This window comes from Winogradskyella wandonensis, assembly GCF_004346845.1.
Lineage (GTDB): Bacteria > Bacteroidota > Bacteroidia > Flavobacteriales > Flavobacteriaceae > Winogradskyella > Winogradskyella wandonensis.
Genome location: NZ_SMGI01000001.1, coordinates 352444 through 374855 on the forward strand (window position 1 = coordinate 352444; position 22412 = coordinate 374855).

At 32.3% G+C, this 22412-nt stretch carries 20 protein-coding genes; all 20 read left to right on the top strand.

The features are described from left to right. The first annotated feature begins 21 nt into the window (after positions 1-21). The 20 genes from DFQ05_RS01625 (at position 22) to DFQ05_RS01720 (ending at position 22341) form a co-directional block, all read left to right on the top strand. Complete coding sequence (locus DFQ05_RS01625) at positions 22-957, top strand: glycosyltransferase family 2 protein (RefSeq protein WP_132702909.1); 936 nt, start codon at positions 22-24, stop codon at positions 955-957. Positions 958-991: 34 nt separating this feature from the next. Beyond that, on the top strand, positions 992-2080 hold the full coding sequence (locus DFQ05_RS01630) for a glycosyltransferase family 4 protein (RefSeq protein ID WP_132702911.1): 1089 nt from the start codon (positions 992-994) through the stop codon (positions 2078-2080). Beyond that, positions 2080-3930 carry an asparagine synthase (glutamine-hydrolyzing) gene (gene asnB, locus DFQ05_RS01635; RefSeq protein ID WP_132702913.1) on the top strand — a complete coding sequence of 617 codons (1851 nt, stop codon included), beginning with the start codon at positions 2080-2082 and terminating at the stop codon, positions 3928-3930. The genes DFQ05_RS01630 and asnB overlap by 1 nt, the downstream gene beginning before the upstream one ends. 12 nt (positions 3931-3942) lie before the next feature. After that, positions 3943-5019: a DegT/DnrJ/EryC1/StrS family aminotransferase gene (locus tag DFQ05_RS01640; protein WP_132702915.1), complete on the top strand. Its 1077-nt coding sequence runs from the start codon at positions 3943-3945 to the stop codon at positions 5017-5019. Then, the gene (locus DFQ05_RS01645) at positions 5013-5648 is read left to right on the top strand and encodes an acetyltransferase (protein ID WP_132702917.1); all 636 of its coding nucleotides are present in this window, start codon (positions 5013-5015) and stop codon (positions 5646-5648) included. The genes DFQ05_RS01640 and DFQ05_RS01645 overlap by 7 nt, the downstream gene beginning before the upstream one ends. Position 5649: 1 nt before the next feature. Beyond that, positions 5650-6582, top strand: a complete 933-nt coding sequence (locus DFQ05_RS01650) for a glycosyltransferase family 2 protein (protein WP_132702919.1) — start codon at positions 5650-5652, stop codon at positions 6580-6582. A gap of 137 nt (positions 6583-6719) precedes the next feature. Further along, positions 6720-7925, top strand: coding sequence for a glycosyltransferase family 4 protein (locus DFQ05_RS01655; protein ID WP_158281883.1), 1206 nt, complete (start codon positions 6720-6722; stop codon positions 7923-7925). A gap of 86 nt (positions 7926-8011) precedes the next feature. Continuing rightward, positions 8012-8773, top strand: a complete 762-nt coding sequence (locus DFQ05_RS01660) for a glycosyltransferase domain-containing protein (RefSeq protein WP_132702923.1) — start codon at positions 8012-8014, stop codon at positions 8771-8773. Between the two features lie 34 nt (positions 8774-8807). Beyond that, positions 8808-9737 (top strand): glycosyltransferase family 2 protein, encoded by a 930-nt coding sequence (locus DFQ05_RS01665; RefSeq protein ID WP_132702925.1) that lies wholly within the window; start codon positions 8808-8810, stop codon positions 9735-9737. A 17-nt stretch (positions 9738-9754) separates the two neighbouring features. Beyond that, positions 9755-10684, top strand: a complete 930-nt coding sequence (locus DFQ05_RS01670; protein ID WP_158281884.1) for a glycosyltransferase family 2 protein — start codon at positions 9755-9757, stop codon at positions 10682-10684. A 10-nt stretch (positions 10685-10694) separates the two neighbouring features. Continuing rightward, positions 10695-12077 carry an asparagine synthase-related protein gene (locus tag DFQ05_RS01675; RefSeq protein ID WP_132702929.1) on the top strand — a complete coding sequence of 461 codons (1383 nt, stop codon included), beginning with the start codon at positions 10695-10697 and terminating at the stop codon, positions 12075-12077. A gap of 129 nt (positions 12078-12206) precedes the next feature. Beyond that, positions 12207-12926: a glycosyltransferase family 2 protein gene (locus DFQ05_RS01680; RefSeq protein WP_132702931.1), complete on the top strand. Its 720-nt coding sequence runs from the start codon at positions 12207-12209 to the stop codon at positions 12924-12926. Positions 12927-13086: 160 nt separating this feature from the next. Further along, positions 13087-14460 (top strand): glycosyltransferase family 39 protein, encoded by a 1374-nt coding sequence (locus DFQ05_RS01685; protein WP_158281885.1) that lies wholly within the window; start codon positions 13087-13089, stop codon positions 14458-14460. Between the two features lie 29 nt (positions 14461-14489). Then, entirely contained in the window at positions 14490-15605 is a 1116-nt protein-coding gene (locus DFQ05_RS01690; protein WP_132702935.1) for a glycosyltransferase, read from the top strand. Positions 15606-15610: 5 nt separating this feature from the next. Then, a complete protein-coding gene (locus DFQ05_RS01695; RefSeq protein ID WP_132702937.1) occupies positions 15611-16798 on the top strand; it encodes a glycosyltransferase family 4 protein in 1188 nt (395 codons plus the stop codon). Further along, positions 16789-17958: a glycosyltransferase family 4 protein gene (locus tag DFQ05_RS01700; protein WP_132702939.1), complete on the top strand. Its 1170-nt coding sequence runs from the start codon at positions 16789-16791 to the stop codon at positions 17956-17958. The genes DFQ05_RS01695 and DFQ05_RS01700 overlap by 10 nt, the downstream gene beginning before the upstream one ends. Further along, a complete protein-coding gene (locus tag DFQ05_RS01705; RefSeq protein ID WP_132702941.1) occupies positions 17951-18805 on the top strand; it encodes an FkbM family methyltransferase in 855 nt (284 codons plus the stop codon). Before DFQ05_RS01700 ends, DFQ05_RS01705 begins: the two co-directional genes overlap by 8 nt. Positions 18806-18866: 61 nt before the next feature. Continuing rightward, positions 18867-20114 carry a glycosyltransferase family 2 protein gene (locus DFQ05_RS01710; protein WP_241974187.1) on the top strand — a complete coding sequence of 416 codons (1248 nt, stop codon included), beginning with the start codon at positions 18867-18869 and terminating at the stop codon, positions 20112-20114. Then, positions 20114-21220, top strand: coding sequence for a glycosyltransferase family 4 protein (locus tag DFQ05_RS01715; RefSeq protein WP_132702945.1), 1107 nt, complete (start codon positions 20114-20116; stop codon positions 21218-21220). Before DFQ05_RS01710 ends, DFQ05_RS01715 begins: the two co-directional genes overlap by 1 nt. Beyond that, on the top strand, positions 21217-22341 hold the full coding sequence (locus tag DFQ05_RS01720) for a glycosyltransferase (protein WP_132702947.1): 1125 nt from the start codon (positions 21217-21219) through the stop codon (positions 22339-22341). Before DFQ05_RS01715 ends, DFQ05_RS01720 begins: the two co-directional genes overlap by 4 nt. The last annotated feature ends 71 nt before the right edge of the window (positions 22342-22412 follow it).

Sequence of the window (22412 nt, forward strand, 5' to 3'; positions counted from 1 at the left end):
TTAGACGGATAAATAAAATAAGTGAAAGACCTGCCTTTAGTTTCCATAATAATCCCTACGTATAACAGAGCCAAGTTAATACCTGAAACACTAGACTCTGTTTTAGCTCAAGGCTATAAAAATTGGGAATGTCTTGTAGTAGATGATGGTTCTTTAGATGATACGGATAAAATTCTAAAGAAGTATTGTGTAAAGGATTTTCGTTTCAAATATTTTAAAAGACCACACGATAGATTACCAGGAGGAAATGCGGCTAGAAACTATGGTTTTGAATTAAGTAAGGGGAAATATATTCAGTGGTTTGATGATGATGATCTTATGTCGCCCAATAAAATTGAGAACAAAGTCCGTTCATTTTTAGAAGATAACGTTGATTTAGTAATAAGTAAATCAAAATACTTTAATTCTGAAGCTGAATTTTACCATTACGCTTATACTGCAAAAGATATTAGTTTCGAGAGTTTTGCCATGGGAAATGTGTCTTGGGTTACAAATGATTTTATGATTTCTAGAGACATAGCCAAGGACATAAGTTTTAATGAAAATTTGAGGGCAGGACAAGAATATAATTATTGTTGCAAAGCGTTATTACAAACAAGTAGAATAAGTTTTATTGATAAGTTTTTAACTTTAAGGAGAGATAATCAAGATTCTATTGGTAGTAATAGAAGGTTATATAAATTAAAACATTTTACGTCGAAGTTCAATGCCTATTGGTTAAACTATATTGACATCTCAAATTTAACCAAACATAAAAAGTTTGAAAGATTCTCTTTAATTACGTGTGTGTCTTATTATTTAAGAAGCAGAAATAGAATTCAGATTCCGTCTAGTTTTTACAGACGCCTAATTAAGGTATTTGGTTACAGGTCTATTTACTTTTTTCTAGCAAGATTAAGTAATTTCTTTTTTGGCAAGTATTATTATTTCTACAAGAGATTTAAGGGTGTTAAATAGTTATAAAAGATTAGAATTCTAATGAAGCGTTAATATGAAAATTTTATATGTCTATGATAAACTACCAAAAACGTATCAAGAGTACTTAAATATTTTGTTGCATGAGATTAAGAAAAGAACACCAATAAAAATATTAGCCTACAGCAGCGAGACAGGAGCAGATTACAACATTTCATCAAGTCGTTTAAAGCGAAATTTCTATACCTTCGTCTCTAAATTAGGAGTGATATTTAAACCTAATGTTGGCATCAATATCATGCGTCAATACGATATTATTCATATTCAACATAGTTATTTATTTGTTCATTTGACTTCCTTTTTTAGAAATACAACTCGTAAACCTAAAATAGTTATTACCTTGAGAGGTGCTGACACCTATTTAAAACCATGGATTTATGAAAAATGGGAACTATTTTACAAGAAGCAATCACAATACATTGATGCATTTGTTACTGTAAGTCAGCATCAAAAAGCGTATTTGCAACGTTGGGGCGTTGACGAAGATAAAATACACGTCATACCCGTTTCATTTGGCAATAAAACGCCAGCATTGCCTAAGCAACTATCAGGAAAAACCATAAAAATAATTTCGGCACATCGTATGTGTTGGGAAAAAAACATTAATGGAAATTTAAGGACTATATTATTTCTAAAAGAAGCAGGTTACAATGTACAGTATGATATTTTTGGAGATGGACCAGACAAAGCTCAAGTATCGTACTTAATTGATAAGTATGGTTTAGGAAAAGACGTAAATTTTTATGGTAAAATTGAAAATGCAGCATACAAGAGAAGACTTACAGACTATGATTTCTTTTTACAATTAAGTCTGTCGGAGGCTTTTGGTGCTTCGGTTATAGAAGCACAATCTATGGGGCTTCCAGCAATCATATCAAATACCGATGGTTTACCTGAAACGATACTTGATGGTGTAACCGGTTATTGTGTTGATGCAAACAGCTCTAGAGATGCAGCAAATTGCATCATTGATTTATACAAGGATAAAGAAAAGTTTTATTCTTTTTCTAAAGAAGCTATAAAGCACAGCAATGCCAATTTTTCATCTGATATTGAGGCTGAAAAATTAATGCAATTATATAATAGCCTAATTCATAAGAACTAATGTGCGGATTTCTAGGCGAGTTCTCTTTTAATTCTACTATTACTACAGAAAGTAATGACTTTCTTTCTTTACTAGAGTTATCTAAGCATCGCGGACCAGATAGTACCCAAACTCTTAAAGAAAACAACTACCAGTTAGGTTTTAATAGATTGGCTATTTTAGACGTCTCTGCAAATGGAAACCAGCCTAAATATAGTCCATCAAAGCGCTATGTGGTTATATTTAATGGCGAAATATACAATTACAAAACACTTCAAAAGGAACACCAATTAAAGGGTCTACAGTCCACCTCTGATACCGAAGTATTAATTCATTTATTAGATAGATTTGGTATTGAGAAAACTGTGAAAATGCTTAATGGGATGTTTGCAATAGCTATTATAGACAAGGTAACTCAAACTGTTTCTTTAGTCAGAGATTTTGCAGGTATTAAGCCATTATTCTATGGGCTCTCTGCAAGTGGTATTGTTTTCGCTTCTCAATTCAATCAGATATTTAAGCATTCATGGCACTGCAATGCTTTAAAATTGAGACCAGATATGATGAAAGCTTATTTTGGTTTTGGTTTTATGCACGCCCCAAATACTATTTATAAAGATATTTTTCAAGTAAGACCAGGTGAGATGATACAGATTTCTCTAAGTGGAGAAATATGTAAGAAAACTTACTTAGAATTTTCGAAGCACATAAATGTTTATAGAACTAAGTCATGTAATACATCTTATAGTGAAATTTTAAAGGCAGCGGTAAACAAACAATTGGCTAGTGATGTTCCGTTAGCATCTTTTTTAAGTGGAGGAATAGATAGTCCTCTAATTACAGCGGTCGCTAAATCTAGTAAAACAGATATTAAAGCATTTACCTTTGGTATTAATAATAGTAGGTTTGATGAAAGCAAAAAGGCAATTGCTTATGCGGCGCATTTAAACATCTCTCATGTTGTGGAAAACGTCAACGAGGCTGATATACTTTCTAATATTGAAACGCACTTTAGATATGTTTCAGAACCTTTTGGGGATTATTCAAGTATACCCACTTACCTAATCACAAAAAAAACACGAGAGTCTCATACGGTCATGTTGTCTGGAGATGGTGGTGACGAGTTGTTTTTTGGTTACCCTAGGATGCTGGATGTTTTAAATCAGAGGCATTGGTTTAGAATACCATTTTTTATAAGAAGACCATTAATTGCAGTACTGAATAGACTAAAGCTAACCAACACTTGGGGCGCATATACGTATAGATTTTTCGCAGATTGGATTACATCAAAGCAATTATATATTCCAATAGATGTGTTAAACACTTTTTTTAGTAATGTAAACTTTTCAGATGAGGTTAAGGATTTGTTTGCTTTATCTAAATTTAAAAGTAAACGTCATCTTTTGCATTGGTTACGATGGAATGAATTCTATGGGCATTTACAGCGTGTGCTTATTAAAGTAGATCGAACAAGTATGGCAAACAGCCTAGAGGTCAGAGTTCCTTTTTTGGATAAGAATAGTATTAATTATGCATGGAATGATATACCTTTACAATTGGAGTCTGCTAATGATTTAAAAAAAGGTCTAAAGGATGATTTGGCGGCGTATTATCCAAAGGAATATATAGAAACTCAAAAAAAGGGCTTTAGTGTCCCTATTGAGAGTTGGCTGAGAAACGAACTAAAAGATAGTGTAGAAGATTATATCTTAAATAAACCATTTTATGGTGAGAGTTTTATAAACGTCAATAAAATAAAATCGTTTATTATCGATTTTTACAAGGGAAGGCATAACAATGGTTGGGGTGTATGGCATGTTTACGCATGGCAAAAGTGGGCGTATACACATGTAATTGAAGAAAAGAGTTAGCACAAAATAAGAATGATTAACGTAACAAAAACCTTTTTACCACCGCAAGACGAATTTAATGCCATTCTTAAACGTGCCTGGGACAAGAATTGGATTACCAATAGAGGTCATTTAGTTTTAGAGTTAGAGAAACAACTAAAAGCTTATTTATCTGTGCCCAACATTATTGCTACAACCAATGGCACATTACCTTTGCAGATTGCAATAAAAGCATTAACACTTAAAGGCGAAATCATTACCACGCCATTTAGTTATGTTGCCACTATGTCTAGTATTGTTTGGGAAGGTTGTACACCCGTATTTGTTGATATTCATCCGGATTATTTAACCATTGACGCATCTAAAATTGAATCCACAATTACCTCGGAAACTTCAGCAATATTAGCCACACATGTGTTTGGTAATCCATGCAATGTTGAGACCATAGAACATATTGCTAATAAGCATGGTTTAAAAGTTATTTATGATGCGGCTCATAGTTTTGGCGTGACCTATAAAGGTCAATCGATTTTTAATTATGGTGATGTCAGCACCTGCAGTTTTCATGCGACTAAATTATTTCATTCAGGAGAAGGCGGTGCCTTGTTTTGTAATAACCAAGACTTGCAAAATGCCTTATTTTACCATCATAACTTTGGGCATGATGGTCCAGAACACTTTCAAGGTTTGGGTATTAATGCAAAAATGAGTGAGTTGCAAGCCGCCATGGGCTTGGCGGTTTTACCTTATATGAATGATATTGTTTATGCAAGGAAGAAAATTATTGACTATTATAATTCAAATCTAGATTTTTCAATTTTAAAACGTCTTAAAATAAGGGAAGCTACAGATTGGAATAATAGTTATTATCCATTGATATTTGAAAGCGAAGAGCAACTACTCAGGGTTAAAACGCTATTAGAAAAGAATAACATTGCTCCGAGAAGATATTTTTATCCATCATTAAATACCATTGATTATATTAAGGGTAAGTCAATGCCTATTTCTGAACATATTTCTAAATGTATCATGTGCTTGCCTTTATATGTGGGTCTAAAACAAAATGAACTAAAACGTATAGTAACTATAATAAATGAAAGCTTATGTTAATAGTTGGGGCAAAAGGTTTTGCTAAAGAAGTACTTGAGATTTTTCATCAACAAGGAAAAACTGATAATATTGCTTTTTACGATGATGTTAATGATGATATAGGTGATTTACTATATGATGAATTTCCGATTTTAAAGTCTGAAAAGGAAGTTGTTGATTTTTTTAATTCCTATGGAAATGATTTTACCATAGGCATTGGCTCACCTAAGCTGAGAAAAAAATTATATAATAAGTTCAATGATTTAGGAGGAGTTTTTAAATCATCAATTAGTCCATTGGCCAAAGTTGGACATTATGGAAATATAATTGGAGAGGGATGCAATATCATGACAAATACGATATTGACAAATGATGTAAAAGTTGGTAAAGGTGCACTAATTAATCTATCCTGTACTATAGGACATGATGTTATTCTAGAAGATTTTGTTGAAATATGTCCAAACGTGAACATTTCTGGAAATTGTAAGATTGAAGAAGAGGTTTTTATAGGGACGAGCGCAGTGATTCTTCCTAAAGTAACAATTGGGAAAAACTCAATTATAGGTGCAGGTTCGGTGGTTACCAAGGATATTCCAAATAATGTACTAGCTCTTGGTGCTCCAGCAAGAATTATAAAATCTCTTATATAGGATGTCTAAAGCACCACTGGTAAGTGTCGTAATGATAACGTATAATCATCAGGATTATATTGAGGAAGCTATTAATGGTGTGCTAATACAAGAGTGTGATTTTGAAGTTGAACTAATTATAGCAAATGATAGTTCAACTGATAAAACTGATAATACCATCAATAAACTAATTGCAACTTATTCAGGTGATATTATCATTAGATACTATAACCACAGTAAAAATAAAGGCATAATGCCTAATTTCATTTGGGCTTTAAATCAGTGCGATGGTAAATACATAGCTTTATGTGAAGGTGATGATTATTGGACGGATTCTTCGAAATTAAAAAGACAGGTTAGTTTTTTGGAGAAGAATATATTTTGCTCAGCTATTGCAGAAAACTCAATGGTTTTATATGACAATGGAACAAAAAATTTGTTTGGCATAAAGAAAAGTAGACAAATTAAAGAGAAGGAAATTGTAAGATGTCGTCAATTTGCAACTGCTTCGATAGTATTTCGAAATAATTTAAGAATACCAGAAGCATTTAACAGTCTAATTGCTGGTGACACACCTTTATTTCTGCTTATAAATAAAGAAGCACCTATTTATTACGAAAATATTGTGTCATCTATCTATAGAAGAGGCAAGCAAGGTGAGACTTATAAGTTTAGTGGTTTAAGTAAAAGGAAAAAGTTGGTTTCTTATAATTTATTTCTTAATGAATTTACAAATGAAAACTATTCGCAAATATTTAATTTACATATAAGGCGCATAGAGAGTAGTGCTACAAGAGAACATAAATTAAGTCGTTTTCTCAGGTCTTATATAAATCGTATAGATAATTATATATATAAATTATATTTAAAGTGGTTTAATGTAAAGCAGCACTATTATTTTGACATCGCTAATTACCCTTTCTATAAAAAAATATTCTACAGAATTTTTGGCTAACACTTATATTTCCAAGATGGCTATTTTAAAATTTGGACCTAATTTCCATGATAAACAAGACCTATTTATGAATAATGAGATAGTATAATTTTAAGGGTTTTAATTAACAGAATTATAGACAGCGAATGCGTAAAAGAATGATTGTTTTTAAAGTGAATTCATTTCCTCAGGTTTCAGAGACCTTCGTAGTGTCTAATATTATTGAAACTATAAAAGAAGGCTTTAGAGTTAAGCTTATTGTAGATGAGAAAAATAGATTAGAAGATAGCTCACAAAAAGAACTTTTAGAACTTTACAACTTTTCAAATTTTATTTATCATTTTTCGCCACCTAAAGGAAAGATGATAAGGCTATTTATTAGTCTATTCTATCTATTAAATCCATTATTATTTTACTTCTTCGTTAAATATTGGCGATTGATTAAGAAAACGTCTTTGTTCTATATTTTTGTCTTAAAATTTTATAAAAATTTTAGAAACGTCGATGTTTTTCATGTGCATTTTGCACCAACAAGCCATCCTCTCTTAGATTTAAAAGCTATTGGCTATATAAAATCAAAAATAATTGTAACCTTTCATGGCTATGATGCACATTTTTTACCTAAAGGCCAAGAACTAAAGCATTTAATCCAGAAATACAAAAAATTTGTAGATGAGATTACGGTTAATTCTGATTATTTAAAAAATAAGTTGGTTCAAAAAGGCTTTTCAGAATCGCATATTACTATTGTTCCTATTGGGATTGATAGCTCTTTTTTTAAAAGAGAGCAGTCTATATCAATGATTAAAAGCAAACCTTTTAAGCTGATTACAGTTGGTAGATTGTTGCCTTTAAAAGGTCAGTATTTAGGTATACAGGTAGTCAAAATTTTAAAAGATAAAGGATATGATATACAATATACGCTTGTTGGGGATGGTGATGAATTAGAGAAGTTGCAAAAAATAGTGGACCAATTGAATTTGCATGAAAGTGTAACGTTTGTAGGTGTTAAAAACCAAGCAGAAGTTAAATTAATGTTGGAAGCAAGTGATGTTTTTTTAATGACATCTACCAATGATAAATATGATAGAGCTGAAGCTTTTGGAATAGTGTCACTAGAGGCACAGGCTATGGGCCTGCCAGTTATTGGTTTTAATTCTGGCGGATTTCCAGATACCTTAATCGATGGTATAACTGGCTTTCTAGTTGAAGATAAGAATATAAACGCTATGTCTTCAGAAGTGGAAAAATTAATAAATAATCCTAACTTACTTAGTAGTATTAGTGAGAATGCTATAAAGCATGTAAGAGAGAATTTTGATTTAAAGATAACTAACAAGAAATACACGGATTTATATAGATAGTATATCTATTTAACTCGTAACACTAGCAAATTTAAGATTGGTAATCTTACGAGAAAGATGTCAAATATTAACCTAAATGCTTTAAAATGGGATATAAAGTAGCAATATATACTGCTATTTTTGGAGAGAAAGATAAAATTAAATCGCCTTTAGGTTATTTAGAGAGTCCACATGTAGATTATTATCTCATTACAGACGATAAAGACTTAACATCTAATGTCTATAACATTATTTATAAAAAACCTGTTTATGATGATATTACCAAAAATGCGAGGTATTATAAAATAATAGGTTTGGACCAATTTAAAGATTATGATTTTGTAATTTGGCATGATGCTAATTTACAAGTAATTCATTCTAAAATCATAGAAATAACTGATGCGGTAGCAGACAAATCAATAGCTTTCTTTAAGCATCCCGATAGAGATTGTATTTACGATGAAGCCGTAAAGTGTATTATGTTAGATAAGGATAATCCTTTTAAAATATTTAGGCAGGTCATTGGTTATTATTTAAAAGGAATTCGGGGGAGCATTGGTCTATATGAAACAACAATAGTGGTAAAGAATAACGACTTAATTTCAAGGCCATTTCTGGAATTTTGGTGGAATGAACTTAAATCTAAATCAAGACGTGACCAAATCTCGTTACCTTATGCTTTGAAAAAATTTAATGTAATACCAGGAATAATAAAAGGTAATAGAGAGCAGAATGATTATGCCATCTACTCAAAGCATTCTCATGATAATTATGGTTTTTTATCTAGAAATGATTACAAGAGATCTAACTCCTTTACTAAAAGAATAATCATAAAATTAATTAGATTATTAAAAAAATATTTTACTTAAACTTATGTTTTCTTTACAGGCTTAATTAATAATTATGACGGGAAATACATATATAATAATTGTTACGTATAACGGAATGCACTGGCTTTTAAAATGTTTAAAAAGCTGCGCTCCGTTTCAGGTTATTGTTGTAGATAACAACTCTAATGATGATACAATTAATTTTATAGAGGAGAATTTTCCTGAGATTATCATTTTGCCGCAAAACAAAAATTTAGGCTTTGGGGCAGCAAATAATGTTGGTATATCACATGCTTTAAATTTAGGGGCAGATTTTGTTTTTTTACTCAATCAAGACGCTTATTTAAAACCAAATGCAATTAAAAAATTAATAGAGGTATATAGTAAGAATACTGATTTCGGAATTCTTAGTCCAATTCATTTAAATGGTGATGGAAAAAAATTAGATGATGACTTTTTAAAATACCTTTCTGCTAATAATGAACTCTTATATGATGCTCTTAAAACTTCATTTTCTAAAGAAATCTATGAAGTTCCTTTTGTAAACGCAGCAGCTTGGTTAATCCCTAGAGCAGCTTTAGAAAAAGTTGGCGGCTTTGACCCTATCTTTTTTCATTATGGTGAAGATGTCAATTATTGTCAACGCGTTATGTACCATGACTTTAAAATTGGAATTGTACCTAACACTTACGTCTTGCATGACAGAAAAAAAAGCGAAAAGCAAAAAGTAATAAGTGGTACAAAAAATTTAGTATACTACAAGAGAAGTTATTTACAAAGATTTGCGGATATTAATGTTCGAATAGAAAAAGATATTCTCAAACTTAAAAAGCATCAAATAAAATTAGTACTTAAAAATGTGGTAAAGCTTAATTTTACAAAGGCTCTTGTAGAATTAAAAAAGTACAATCTATTACGAAGACTTTTGCCTGTTATTACTAAGAGTAGGGAAAAAAACAGGAATGAAGGATTGCATTATCTGGATAGTAAACAAAATATATAATCAATTTATCATTCACTGTGAAATTAAGTGTCATAACCCCTCATTTTAATGATTTTAAAGGCATTCAAAGAGTTTACGAATGTTTAAAAAAGCAAACTTCATCAAATTGGGAGTGGATTATTGTGGACGATTATTCCGATACTCCTGTAAGGCAATTATTAAAGGACTATTTTAGAGAAAAAAGTTCGGAGAATATTAAGTTAGTGTTTAATGATTCGAAAACTAATGCCTCTGTATGCCGCAATGTTGGAGTTGAAGAATCAAATTATGACAAGTTAGTTTTTTTAGATTCAGATGATATTATTTTAGAAGATTTTATAAGCAATAGGTTAGTCGAAATTAATGATTTTGTGGTTTTCCGTAATTTTAACACCATTAATAACAAAGGAGAAACAAAATTATTTTCGACGGTTTCTTCAGATTTTTTAAATCATTTTCTGCAAGCCAAATTTATATGGCAGACCACTGCGGTTTTATGGAATAAAGAATTCTTTGTGAAAATCGGAAAATTTAATCCTGACTTAAATCTTTTAGAAGATATTGAATTGTCAATTAGAGGACTTATGTTAAGTACTAATTACAAAGTGTTAGATAATAAAGTCGACTTCTTATATTCGGTTTCTCCTATAAATACCAAAAAAAGATCTGTGGATAGTCTTTGTAGTGCTGTAAATTACTTAATAGGCTATATGCACGATAGTTGTCAGCTAAATAAGCGTCAAAGAGATTTGGTGACAGGGTATTATTATTTGTGTGTGCGTTATTTTAATCGCTCCACGACAAAAGGCGATATTGTATATGTACAAAATAGCTTAACAGAATTTTATAAAAAGAAATACATGTCGTATCTAAGTTACCTTAGGGCTCTCTCGTTTATTAAACTATATAAAATGAACTTAATTTCAAGTGATTTGTTTTTACGTTTAAATAGACGTTTCTATAAATAGTGTATTGTAAATGAAAACTATAAAAACGCCTATACTGCCCATTCAGAAGACCATTGCGAAGTCTAATGGTTTGCATGAATTAGATTTAGAGGCTATTTGTTTGTTTGTGGCTTTTGGATTTTTTTTTGATACAGACACCTACTGGAAAGATGAGGTGGTTTTAGCTCCTGGAACTTTAAATAAACTCGATGAGAACAATCGGCTTATTTCTTCTGAAAAATGGTTTGATTGGCATTATACGCCTCGGGATATAAGCTTTAACGAGGCGTTGCAAGAATTTACGACCTTATTTGAAATTATCGTCCAAGAACAGACTCAGGGTAAACATGTAATTTTGCCAATTTCTGGAGGATTAGATAGTAGGACACAGGCCGTCGCTTTACGCAATCACCCTAATGTCAAATCTTATAGTTATGATTATGATGGTGGTTATCCCGAAACTAAAATCGCCAAACAAATTGCTGCTGCTTGTGGTTTTTCTTTTGAATCGTTTAAAGTTGAGCAAGGTTATTTATGGGATTGTATAGAAGAGTTAGCCAAAATCAATGAATGCTATTCAGAATTTACACATCCACGTCAAATGGCTTTTTTTGATGCTTTAGGCGATATGGGTAATCTTTTTTCATTAGGTCATATGGGCGATTTACTGTTTGATTCTTTTGGATTGCCGCAATTATCTCTTGAAGAAGGATTAGACGAAATCATTAAGTTACTATTAAAAAAAAGTGGAGCAGAACTAGCACATTTGTTATGGGAGGCTTGGGGACTGGAAGGTAATTTTGAAGACTATTATAGGTCTCGATTACGAGCGATGTTAGAAGACATAAGTATAGTGGATACCAATGCAAAATTGCGGGCATTTAAAACGCGTTATTTCGTATCTCGATGGTCGTCGAACAACCTTTCTGTTTTCGAAGCTATGCAACCCGTGGCACTACCATATTACGATAATCGCATGTTTGAATTTATATGCACAATTCCTGAAAACTATTTGTCTAATAGGCAATTGCAAATCGCTTATATTCAACAAACTTATCCTGAGCTTGCAAAGATTACTTGGCAAGCGCAACGCCCTTTTAATTTAACTAATTATCATTTAAACAAGAGTCCTTATAATTTGCCGTATAGAATCTCTAATAAATTAAAAAGAGAACTTAAAGAATTACTAGGAAAACCCTATATAACCAGAAATTGGGAGTTGCAATTTGTGGGTGCTGACAATGATAGGTATTTAAAAGAATGGTTATTTAATTCCAACTTAAAAGATTTAGTACCGACTAAAATCACAGAAGCTATTTACACTAATTTTAAGAGTAAGGATGCAGTTACTTATTCGCATTCTGTAAGTATGCTATTAACATTAGCATTGTTTCAGGAGTTGTTTAACGAATAAGTTCCATGATACCACCAAATTACCCAAGCTATTAAAGTGTTAAAAAACTATTGATTATTATTGCTTCTATAGAAAAATCAGCCAATGTATTTTATTACCTTGAGCCATAATACATAAAGCTATTTATTTGTGAGTAAAACATTATCGATTATAGTTCCTGTTTACAACGAAGAAGCTACGGTGCATTTGATTTTAGATGCGTTAAGAAATGTGCATTTAGTAAATGATATAGAGAAAGAAATAATTTTAGTCAATGACTGCTCAAAGGATAATACTAAAGCATCTCTTTTGAATTATCAAGATAAGCATCCTGATTTTCCTTTAAACATATACCATCACGAGATTAATAAAGGAAAAGGTGCTGCCATCCATACAGGTATTGGTAAAGCGACAGGCGATTATATTATTATACAAGATGCCGATTTGGAGTATGACCCCAATGAATATAACTTGCTCTTAAAACCCATACTATCTGGCTTTGCCGATGTTGTCTATGGGTCACGGTTTATGGGCAGTAAACCACACAGAATTTTATTTTTTTGGCACTCTATAGGCAATAAGTTTCTGACGTTTTTATCGAATGCATTGACCAATCTGAATTTAACGGATATGGAAACCTGTTATAAATTGTTTAAAACCGATGTTTTAAAAGGATTAAACTTAAAAGAACAGCGTTTTGGTTTTGAACCAGAAGTGACCGCAAAGATTTCTAGAATTCCAAAAATTAGAATTTATGAGGTTGGTATTTCTTATTATGGTAGAACTTATGATGAAGGAAAAAAGATAGGTTGGAAAGATGGTTTTAGAGCGATTTATTGCATTTTAAAATATAATTTATTTTCTAGGTAGCAAAAGTACTTATCGAATTATACTTCTGACATTGAACATTTACAGAGACATTTTTACAAAAATTAATATAAACACAATGCTATATTGTTTTATTGGTTTCAGTATAGTCCTGTCTTTTTTTAATTTTTTAAGCTTTAGAAGTTTAACGTTAGACGAGGCTATGCTTTCTCTAAATATTCTTGACCATTCTTTTGTTGAATTACTCCAGCCCTTAGACCGTAACCAAGTAGCGCCGATTGGATTTTTATTTATAGAGAAATGTGTAGTTACTATTCTGGGTGATAGTGATTGGTGCTTAAGGTTATTACCATATTTATCCTATTTACTATCGATAGTCTTAATTTATAAGTTAAATCGCCTACTATTTAAGTCCTCTAAAATAGCATTATTAGCATCGGCTATTTTTAGTTTAAATTTTTTAGTGCTTAACTATTCTATAGAAGTAAAACAATATTCAACAGACATTTTTACAAGTTTGTTGCTTATTATCAGTTTTCTAAATTATTTAAAACAATCTAATAGAAAATCTCTTTTTTATTATTCTGTAATTGCAATTTTGAGTATTTGGTTATCAAACATTTCAATAATTATCTTGTTTTCTATAGGGCTTTTTACGCTCTATAGTTTTTATAAAAATAAGAAGCAAGAAGTGTTAAAAGCATCTCTTCCGCTTATGCTTGGATTAGGTTCTTTTTGTATTTATTATGTTTTGTTTATAAACAATCATCCAACCAAAGCCATGATGGTTGATTATTGGGGTAAGGCTGGAGCGTTCTTACCCTATGATGTATTTTCTTTAGATTTTTACCAATCCCTATTTCTTAAAGTAGAACTTCTTTTTAAAACTGTTTTGGTAAGTAAACGACTATGGCTTATAAGTCTCTTATTTGTTTTAATAGCCATAATTACTTCGCTAAAAAAAGATAAAATTATTTTGGTTTTACTACTCCCAATTTTGGTACATCTGGGTTTGTCTTATTTTAAATTGTATCCTTTTGATGTTCGCTTGGTTTTATATTTAGTGCCTTTACTCATATCACTTATTTCAGCTGGGATAATTTTTACTTACGATTATCTCACCGTAAAAAACATTAAAATAGGAGTTCTTTTAGTCTTATTTCCTTTAGTGACATCACTCTACATAGCCTATAAAAAAGTACCTGTCCAAATCGAAGAAATTAAAGAAAGTATGGCCTACATGAACACCCATATTAATCCTAAAGACACGATTTATGTCTATTACTCCTCAGAACCTGCGTTTTTATTTTACAAAAAGAACTATCCTCAAATAGATGCTCTAAATTCAATAATTTGGGGCAACGGTATTAGAGGTCGAGATAAAAGTGTTAAAGAGGTGGAGTTGTCTAGATTATCAGGGGATTTTTGGATGCTATTTTCGCATTTAGATCAAAAAGGTCCTTATGATGTTTCACCCGAAGAGGCATATTTTATAAAGAATTTAAAGACTAAAGGTTACAGAATAGAGCATCAAAAAACAAATTATGGTTCTACGGTTTACAAATTTGTTAAATGAACGTTTTAGGAATTAATAGGCTGTTATAAATGACGCAAAAGAAACTAAAAATATTATATACTATACCTAATTTTGATACTGCAGGAAGCGGCAAAGTTGTTTATGATTTGGTTAAACATTTAGACCGTGATTCTTTTGAGCCAGAGATTTGCTGTTTTCATAACCGAGGTCCTTTCTTTAAAGAGATTGAAAAGTTGAATGTAAAGGTGCATTTGTTTCCATTTGCTGTTAATTATCGTCCTTTCCTTACATTTCCATTTAGACTCTTAAAGACTATAGGTTTTTTTAGAAAGCACAAATTTGATATTATACATTCTTGGCACTGGAGTTCTGATTTCTCTGAACCTTTGGCGGCAAAACTCGCCGGTATTCCTTGGATACATACAAAAAAATCCATGGGTTGGGGTAATAGAGCTTGGAAATGGCGTACCGCATTAAGTTCTAGAATAATCACTGTAAACAGCGATATGAAGGCTTTTTACTCTAAAAAAACACTCCAAAAAGTGTCCGAAATTCCTTTTGGTGTAGATTTAGATTACTATACGCCAATAAAACATAATGATGAAGCACTTTTAACTCAACTTAATATACAGCCAGATGACTTTGTAATTGTCTCCGTGGTTAATTTAATACCCGTTAAGGGTATAGAGGTCTTAATTAAGGCAGTTATGGAATTGGATAATCCCAGCGTAAAGCTAATCATTGTTGGTAACGATAAGGGTGACTATGCGAATTCATTGAAGCAGATGGCTAGTGGTGTTCCTACTATACAGTTTTTAGGTAAAAAGACCGATGTTAGGCCTTATCACGGTTTAGCGGACTTGTTTGTAATCCCAACTTTAGAACTAGGTGAGGGTTTACCCGTTGCTCCGCTTGAGGCGATGGCTTCTGGTAGAATTGTAATTGGATCTAATGTCAGTGGTGTAAAGGATATATTACAACCATTTCCTGCTTGTATATTTACACCAAATGATGCTGAGAGTTTAAAAGCTTGTATTCTCCAGATTTTAAATTTAGAGAAAGACCAGCGTCTTCAATTAGAAAAGGAAATGCAATCTCTAATACGAAAAAAGTATTCTATGCCTAATTTTATTGCCTCGCATCAAAATCTTTATAAAGACGTACTTTTGCTTGACAAACACTAAACACTTTGCCAAAACCTCTTAAAATAGCAGTCTATTCTGGAGAAATTCCGAGTACAACGTTTATAGAACGGCTTGTTGAGGGGCTTTGTTCTAAAGGATTATTAATTTTCAGATTTGGCTTAAAGAAAAGGAAATTAGACCAGTTAGAACATAGTTTTCATTACACCTATAGTAACAGGCTTAGTAAGGGTTTAAATTTTTTGAAATACAGTTTTTTGCTATTACTTTTTAATGTTAATGATAAAAGAAAACTCGATAACTTTATTAAAGCTCAACTTAAGAATTCGTTTTTGCTAAAAGTGAAGTATTATCCAGTATTATACCATAAACCAGATATTTTTCACTTGCAATGGGCAAAAGGCATCGCGGACTGGATATGGGTTCAAGATTTTGGAATCAAATTAGCAGTTAGTTTACGAGGGGCACATATCAATTATTCGCCAATTGCTAACTTAGAATTAGCAGAAACTTATAAAAGGTTATTTCCTAAAGTAGATGCCTTTCACGCTGTTTCTAAAGCCATTGCAAAAGAAGCTGCAAAATATAACGCGACCGAAGAAAAGATTAAGGTAATCTATAGTGGATTAGATTTGAAAAAGTTAGAATTTAATTCTAAATCATTTAATTCTAACACATCACTAAATATTATATCTATTGGGAGAGACCACTGGAAGAAAGGATACGCCTATGCATTAGATGCTATGGGATTGATTGATGATCAAGATATAAGTTTCAATTATACGATTGTCGGCGTAGATAATAATGAAGAATTGCTTTACAAACGGTCACAGCTTAGATGTCGTGATAACATAAATTTTGTAGGACATCTTTGTTTTTCAGAGGTGATGCAATTAGTTAGAGATGCAGATGTTTTAGTGTTGTCTAGTGTTGAAGAGGGTATTGCCAATGTGGTTTTAGAAGCTATGGCCTTAGGTACTTTGGTTATCTCTACGGATTGTGGCGGGATGAATGAAGTGATTACAGATACTAAGAATGGATTTTTGGTGCCTGTGAGAAATTCGGAAGCTTTGTCGGATGCTTTAAAAAAGGTAAGCGTATTATCAAAAGATGATTATTTAGAGTTAACCCAAGAAGCTAGAAAAACCATTGAACAGCAACATAGTCACACCCAAATGATTAATCAAATGAATGATTTATACCATTCTGTGTTAAAGGAAGCGTTATGCGAATAGGTATTGTCTTGCCATCAGTTCCAGCATATTCTGAAACCTTTTTTGTAAACAAAATCAAAGGATTACAACGGCATGGATTCTCTGTGGTTATTTTTGCTAGCAGTGCGGGTACAAAAGAATTTCATCTCTCTAAATTTAAATTAGCACCAAAATTAAAAGGGAGCAAAGTTTCTATTGTCTTTAATAGCCTTTATATCTTATGTCTTTCGTTTGTATTTCAATTTAAAAAGAGTAAGAGATTATATCTACTAGACAAAAAAGACGGTGTTGGTTTTTTACAGCGTTTAAAAAATATTATTAGTAGTTATCACATATTTTCAGAACCATTAGATTGGTTACATTTTGGGTTTGGCACTATGGTTTTTAATAAAGAAAATGTTGCAAAAGCTATTGATGCTAGAATGGCAGTCAGTTTTAGAGGGTTTGATATAGGCGTTTATCCTTTAAAACATCCTAGTTGTTATCAAAAACTCTGGACTAAGGTTAATCGGATTCATGTAATTTCAGATGATATTAAAGAATTGGTTTATGAGAATGGTTTTGGAGGTGAATCAGAGATAATTAAAATTACTCCAGCAATAGATACTTCTTTTTTTAATTACGAAAAAGAACTTCATTTAGCTAAAGAGAGTAGATTTGTAACTGTTGCAAGACTGCATTGGAAGAAAGGTCTAGTTTATACATTAGAAGCGCTCTCCATTTTAAAAAGTTTAGGCTATTCTTTTCATTATACAATTATCGGTGATGGTGCTGAAAAGGAACGTTTACAATTTGCAATACATCAACTTAATTTAGAAGGTAATGTGACTCTTAAAGGTAAAATGGAACATGAGGATATAAAGAAAGCACTAGAGGATGCGGACATTTATTTGCAGTATAGCATTCAAGAAGGTTTTTGTAATGCTGTTCTCGAAGCTCAAGCTGTTGGTTTATTATCAGTGGTATCTGATGCAGAGGGATTGTCCGAAAATATTATCAATAATAAAACGGGTTGGGTTGTACCTAAACAAAGTCCCAAATTACTAGCAGAGAAATTATTGGAAGTCATAAATTTAGATGATGAGGAAAAACAAAAAATATCGAAGTCTGCAAGAGAAAGAGTTATCAATCAATTTAATTTGACAAAACAAGCCAAAGAATTTATAAATTTTTATGAATAGACTTTTAGTTAAAATATACAGTTTAGTTCCTGAAAATTTAAAAAAGAGGATAGGGCAATCTCAGGCTTTAAAAGGTTTGAGGAAAAAGCTATTATACACACCAAACGGATTTAAGATAGCCAAAGTCTTAGTTAATCATGGTTATGGTAAACATCATGTGAATTTCAATTTTGTAGCTTCAATAAAAATCGCTGTAAAAGCAAAAGAATTGGGTATTGAAAATACGGTACTAAGAAATAGTTTTAAGCTAATCGATAAGTTTAAACCCAATAGAAATGATTTAGTAGTTTTCGACGTGGGTTCTAATTTTGGGTACTTGGCGGCTGTTTGGTCTGATTCTGTTGGGGCTAAAGGAAAAGTTTTAGCTTTTGAACCTAATAGGAATTTATTTCAAACCATTAAAAAAACAATCGAAGCGAATACTAAATTTTCTTATAATTTTGAAGTTTATAATCTCGCAATAGGCTCCAAAAAAGGACGTGTAAATTTAAATGCGAGTGCCTTCTCGTCTAACACCGAGGACATGTCAGCTGCTATTGAGGCTTATGATGTAGACATGGTAAAGCTCGATGATTTCGTGAAATATCATGATATCTCGCAAGTCGATTTACTAAAAATTGATGTCGATGGTATTGAGCTCGATATTTTAAAAGGTGCCGAGCGTATCTTAAAAGCTCATACTGCAATTGTTATCGTAGAAACGAATAACGACCAGCGTATTATAGACCATTTTAGAGAGCTAGATTACTTAATTTATGATATGAAGTTAGACTTATATCAAAATTCTCAGACGCTACCTGTAAACATTTTCTGCGTACCAAAAACACTAGACAAAGATGTTGTTTAGCTTTTTAAAATATTTACAACCCACGCACTATTTTGGTTTAAAAACCCAAAACAGGAATTTTGTGTTTCCAAAAGTTGATGCGACTATTAACTCCAATTTTCCAAGAGATAATAGGTATCAATCCGAGACGGCAAAAACGTACGATCAATCCTGGCGTGCCGTATTAAATGGGTATATCAATTATTCAGACACTATTTCAGAAGTTGAAGTCTTATCTGTTTTTGATAATTATGTGTTTTCGAGAAAATATTTTAGTAAAGCTTGGGTGTACTACGTTTTGTTATTACGGCTGTTGCGTTTGAAAAATCCAATCAAAGAACTTTCAGGATTTTTTAAAAGCAGACAAATAACTCGTTATTCATCTGGTTCGGAAACATTCGATTATACTGAATACAGCCATTACCAAAGTCAGCTTTTAAAATCGAAGCCTTTAGTTTCTGTTATCATTCCAACTCTCAATCGCTATCCATACCTTAAGGATGTTTTAAAAGATTTGGAAGCTCAGGATTACAGTAATTTTGAAGTCATAGTCGTTGACCAGTCGCAGCCATTTGAAAAAGACTTCTATAACCACTATGATTTAAATTTAAGCGTTGATTACCAACAAGAAAAGGCTTTGTGGTTAGCACGGAATTCAGCTATAAAACAATCCAAGGGCGATTATATCTTATTGTTTGATGATGATAATCGGGTAGAGCCCAATTGGATTTCAGAGCACTTAAAAACGCTAGACTTTTTTAAAGCCGATATTTCTTCTGGTGTTTCGATTTCTAAAGTAGGCGATAAAATTCCAGCGCATTATAGCTATTTTAAAATAAGTGACCAATTAGACACTGGAAATGTCCTCCTTAAGACATCTATTTTTTCTGAGATAGGTCTTTTTGATAGACAATTTGAAAAACAACGGATGGGAGATGGCGAGTTTGGTTTGCGTGCTTTTTTAAATGGTTACAAGAATGTATCAAATCCACATGCTAAACGCTTACATTTAAAAGTGGGTTCTGGTGGTTTGCGTGAAATGGGGAGTTGGGATGCTTTTAGAACTAAAAATCTGTTTCAACCAAGACCAATACCAAGTGTGCTCTATTTTTTTAGACGTTATTTTGGTGATAAACGAAGTTTATTATCCGTTTTAAGGACAGTCCCAATTTCAGTAGTGCCTTATAAGTACAAAAGCAATAAACCAATGTTGATTTTAAGTAGTTTAATTGCTTTAGTTTTATCTCCATTAATCCTTTTTCAAATTATAAAATCATGGCGATTGTCATCAGTGAAACTTAAGGAAGGACCAAAAATTGAAATGCTCTAATGCCTGATACAACCAAACATATTGTTCTTTTAACTTCTGAGTTTCCGCCATTACCTGGGGGCATAGGTAATCACGCCTATAATTTAGCAGAATATTTATCACATTTTGGGTACAAGGTTTCTGTAATTGCAGACCAACGAGATACGTCGCAGAATGAAATGGAATTCGACAGAAAATTAAAAAGCAATATTTATCGTGTGGCTTTGATGTTTCCTCGATTTCTAATGTATTTAAAACGTATTTGGTACTGTTACAAGTTGTCTAAAACAGCTGATACACTTATATGTTCTGGAAAGTTTCCACTTTGGATAGGTGCTTTTTTAAAGCCTTTTGTATCCGTAGAGTTAATTGCTGTCATTCACGGTACGGAAGTTAATTTTTCAAATAATAGCCTGCGGAAATCTATAAATTGGTCATTAAAACGTTTTGATAAAGTCATTGCAGTTTCAAATTTCACAAAGTCTTTAGTTGGTGATTTGGACCTTAAGAATGTTGAGGTGATTCCAAATGGCTATGCACTGTCTGAGTCTCATTCTAGTACTGATAGCAAGATTCAAATAGAAGGACATCCAAAATTACTAACTGTTGGTAATGTTACCGAACGAAAAGGGCAGGCCACTGTTATAAAGCATCTACCAAAACTCAAGAAAGTTTATCCAAATATTCATTACCACTGTGTGGGTTTAAAAACTGAAGCTGAAAATCTGTTGGCTTTAGCTAAATCACTTAATGTCTCTAATCATGTGACGTTTCATGGCCATGTATCACAAGAGCAGCTCAACGGTTTTTATGAAAGCTCAGATATTTGTGTGATGTTAAGTCAGACTACAGACACAGGTGATGTCGAAGGTTTTGGTATTGCGTTAATAGAAGCCAATCATTTTGGTTTACCGACTATCGGTTCAAAATGGTGCGGTATTGAGGATGCTATTGACGATGGTATATCGGGTCTTTTGATTGATGCTACTAAATCTGAAGATTTTGTCGATGCAGTTAAGACCATTTTTAATGGTTCTGAGGATTTTTCAGAAAACGCGAAGCTTTGGGCAGAACAACATCACTGGCATCATATTATAAAACAGTATGTAGATTATATTGAAGCATGAAACTGGTTATTATATCACATACCGAGCATTATAAAACTTCTGATGGCGATATTGTTGGTTGGAGTCCTACTGTGAATGAAATTAATCATTTAGCGCCTCATTTTAGTTCTATTACTCATGTGGCCATGCTTCATAACACCAAAGCACCTAAAAGTGTTTTAAACTATTCTGAATCTAATATCAAATTTGTTGCATTACCTGCTTTAGGAGGTACTTCAGTTTTGAGTAAATTAAAGTTACTATTTTACATTCCTAAGATTATCTCTATAGTAAGAAAGGCATTAAAAGATGCTGATGCGTTTCAACTGCGAACACCTACGGGTATCGGTGTGTTTCTAATTCCGTATTTAACCTTTTTCTCTACGAAAAAAGGTTGGTATAAGTATGCCGGTAATTGGAATCAGTTACATCCACCTTTAGGCTATAGATTACAACGATGGCTATTAAAACGGCAGCATCGCATTGTAACGATTAATGGGGCTTGGGCTAAGCAACCTAAACATTGTCTTACGTTTGAAAATCCTTGCTTAACTGATGCTGATATAGACGTTGGACGGCAGGTCGTCTCTGAAAAGCACTTGGACGACCGTCTAAATTTTTGTTATGTCGGGCGTTTGGAAACGCCTAAAGGCGTAGGCCGAATTATAGATGCCTTTAATCAGTTATCTGAAGCGCATAAGGCAAAAGTCGGTATTGTGCATTTCGTTGGCGACGGTAAAGAAAAACAAGATTTTGAAGCTCTTACAAAATCTACAGGTATTGATTTTGTTTTTCACGGTTATTTGGATAGAGTTGATGTCTTTGAAATCTATAAGGCTAGTCATTTTTTCTTAATGCCTACAAGTGCCTCAGAAGGATTTCCAAAAGTCATTGCTGAGGCTTCCAACTTTGGTTGTGTTCCTGTTGTTTCTTCGGTATCTGCAATTTCACAATATGTTACTCATGCCGTTAATGGTTATGTCCTTTCATCAATTACTAGCGAGAGATTAAAAACTGAATTAGAGCGAATTTTTAAACTAACTCCAGATGCGTATTCTACGCTTATGCACAATGCTAATTTTATAAAGACTTTTACTTTTAATCATTATACACAGCGAATATTAATAGAAATCTTATCTTGAGGCTACTTTGAGACCGCGATTATTACAAACCAATTCTTACATACAGCTTGTATTATTACATGTTGGACTCG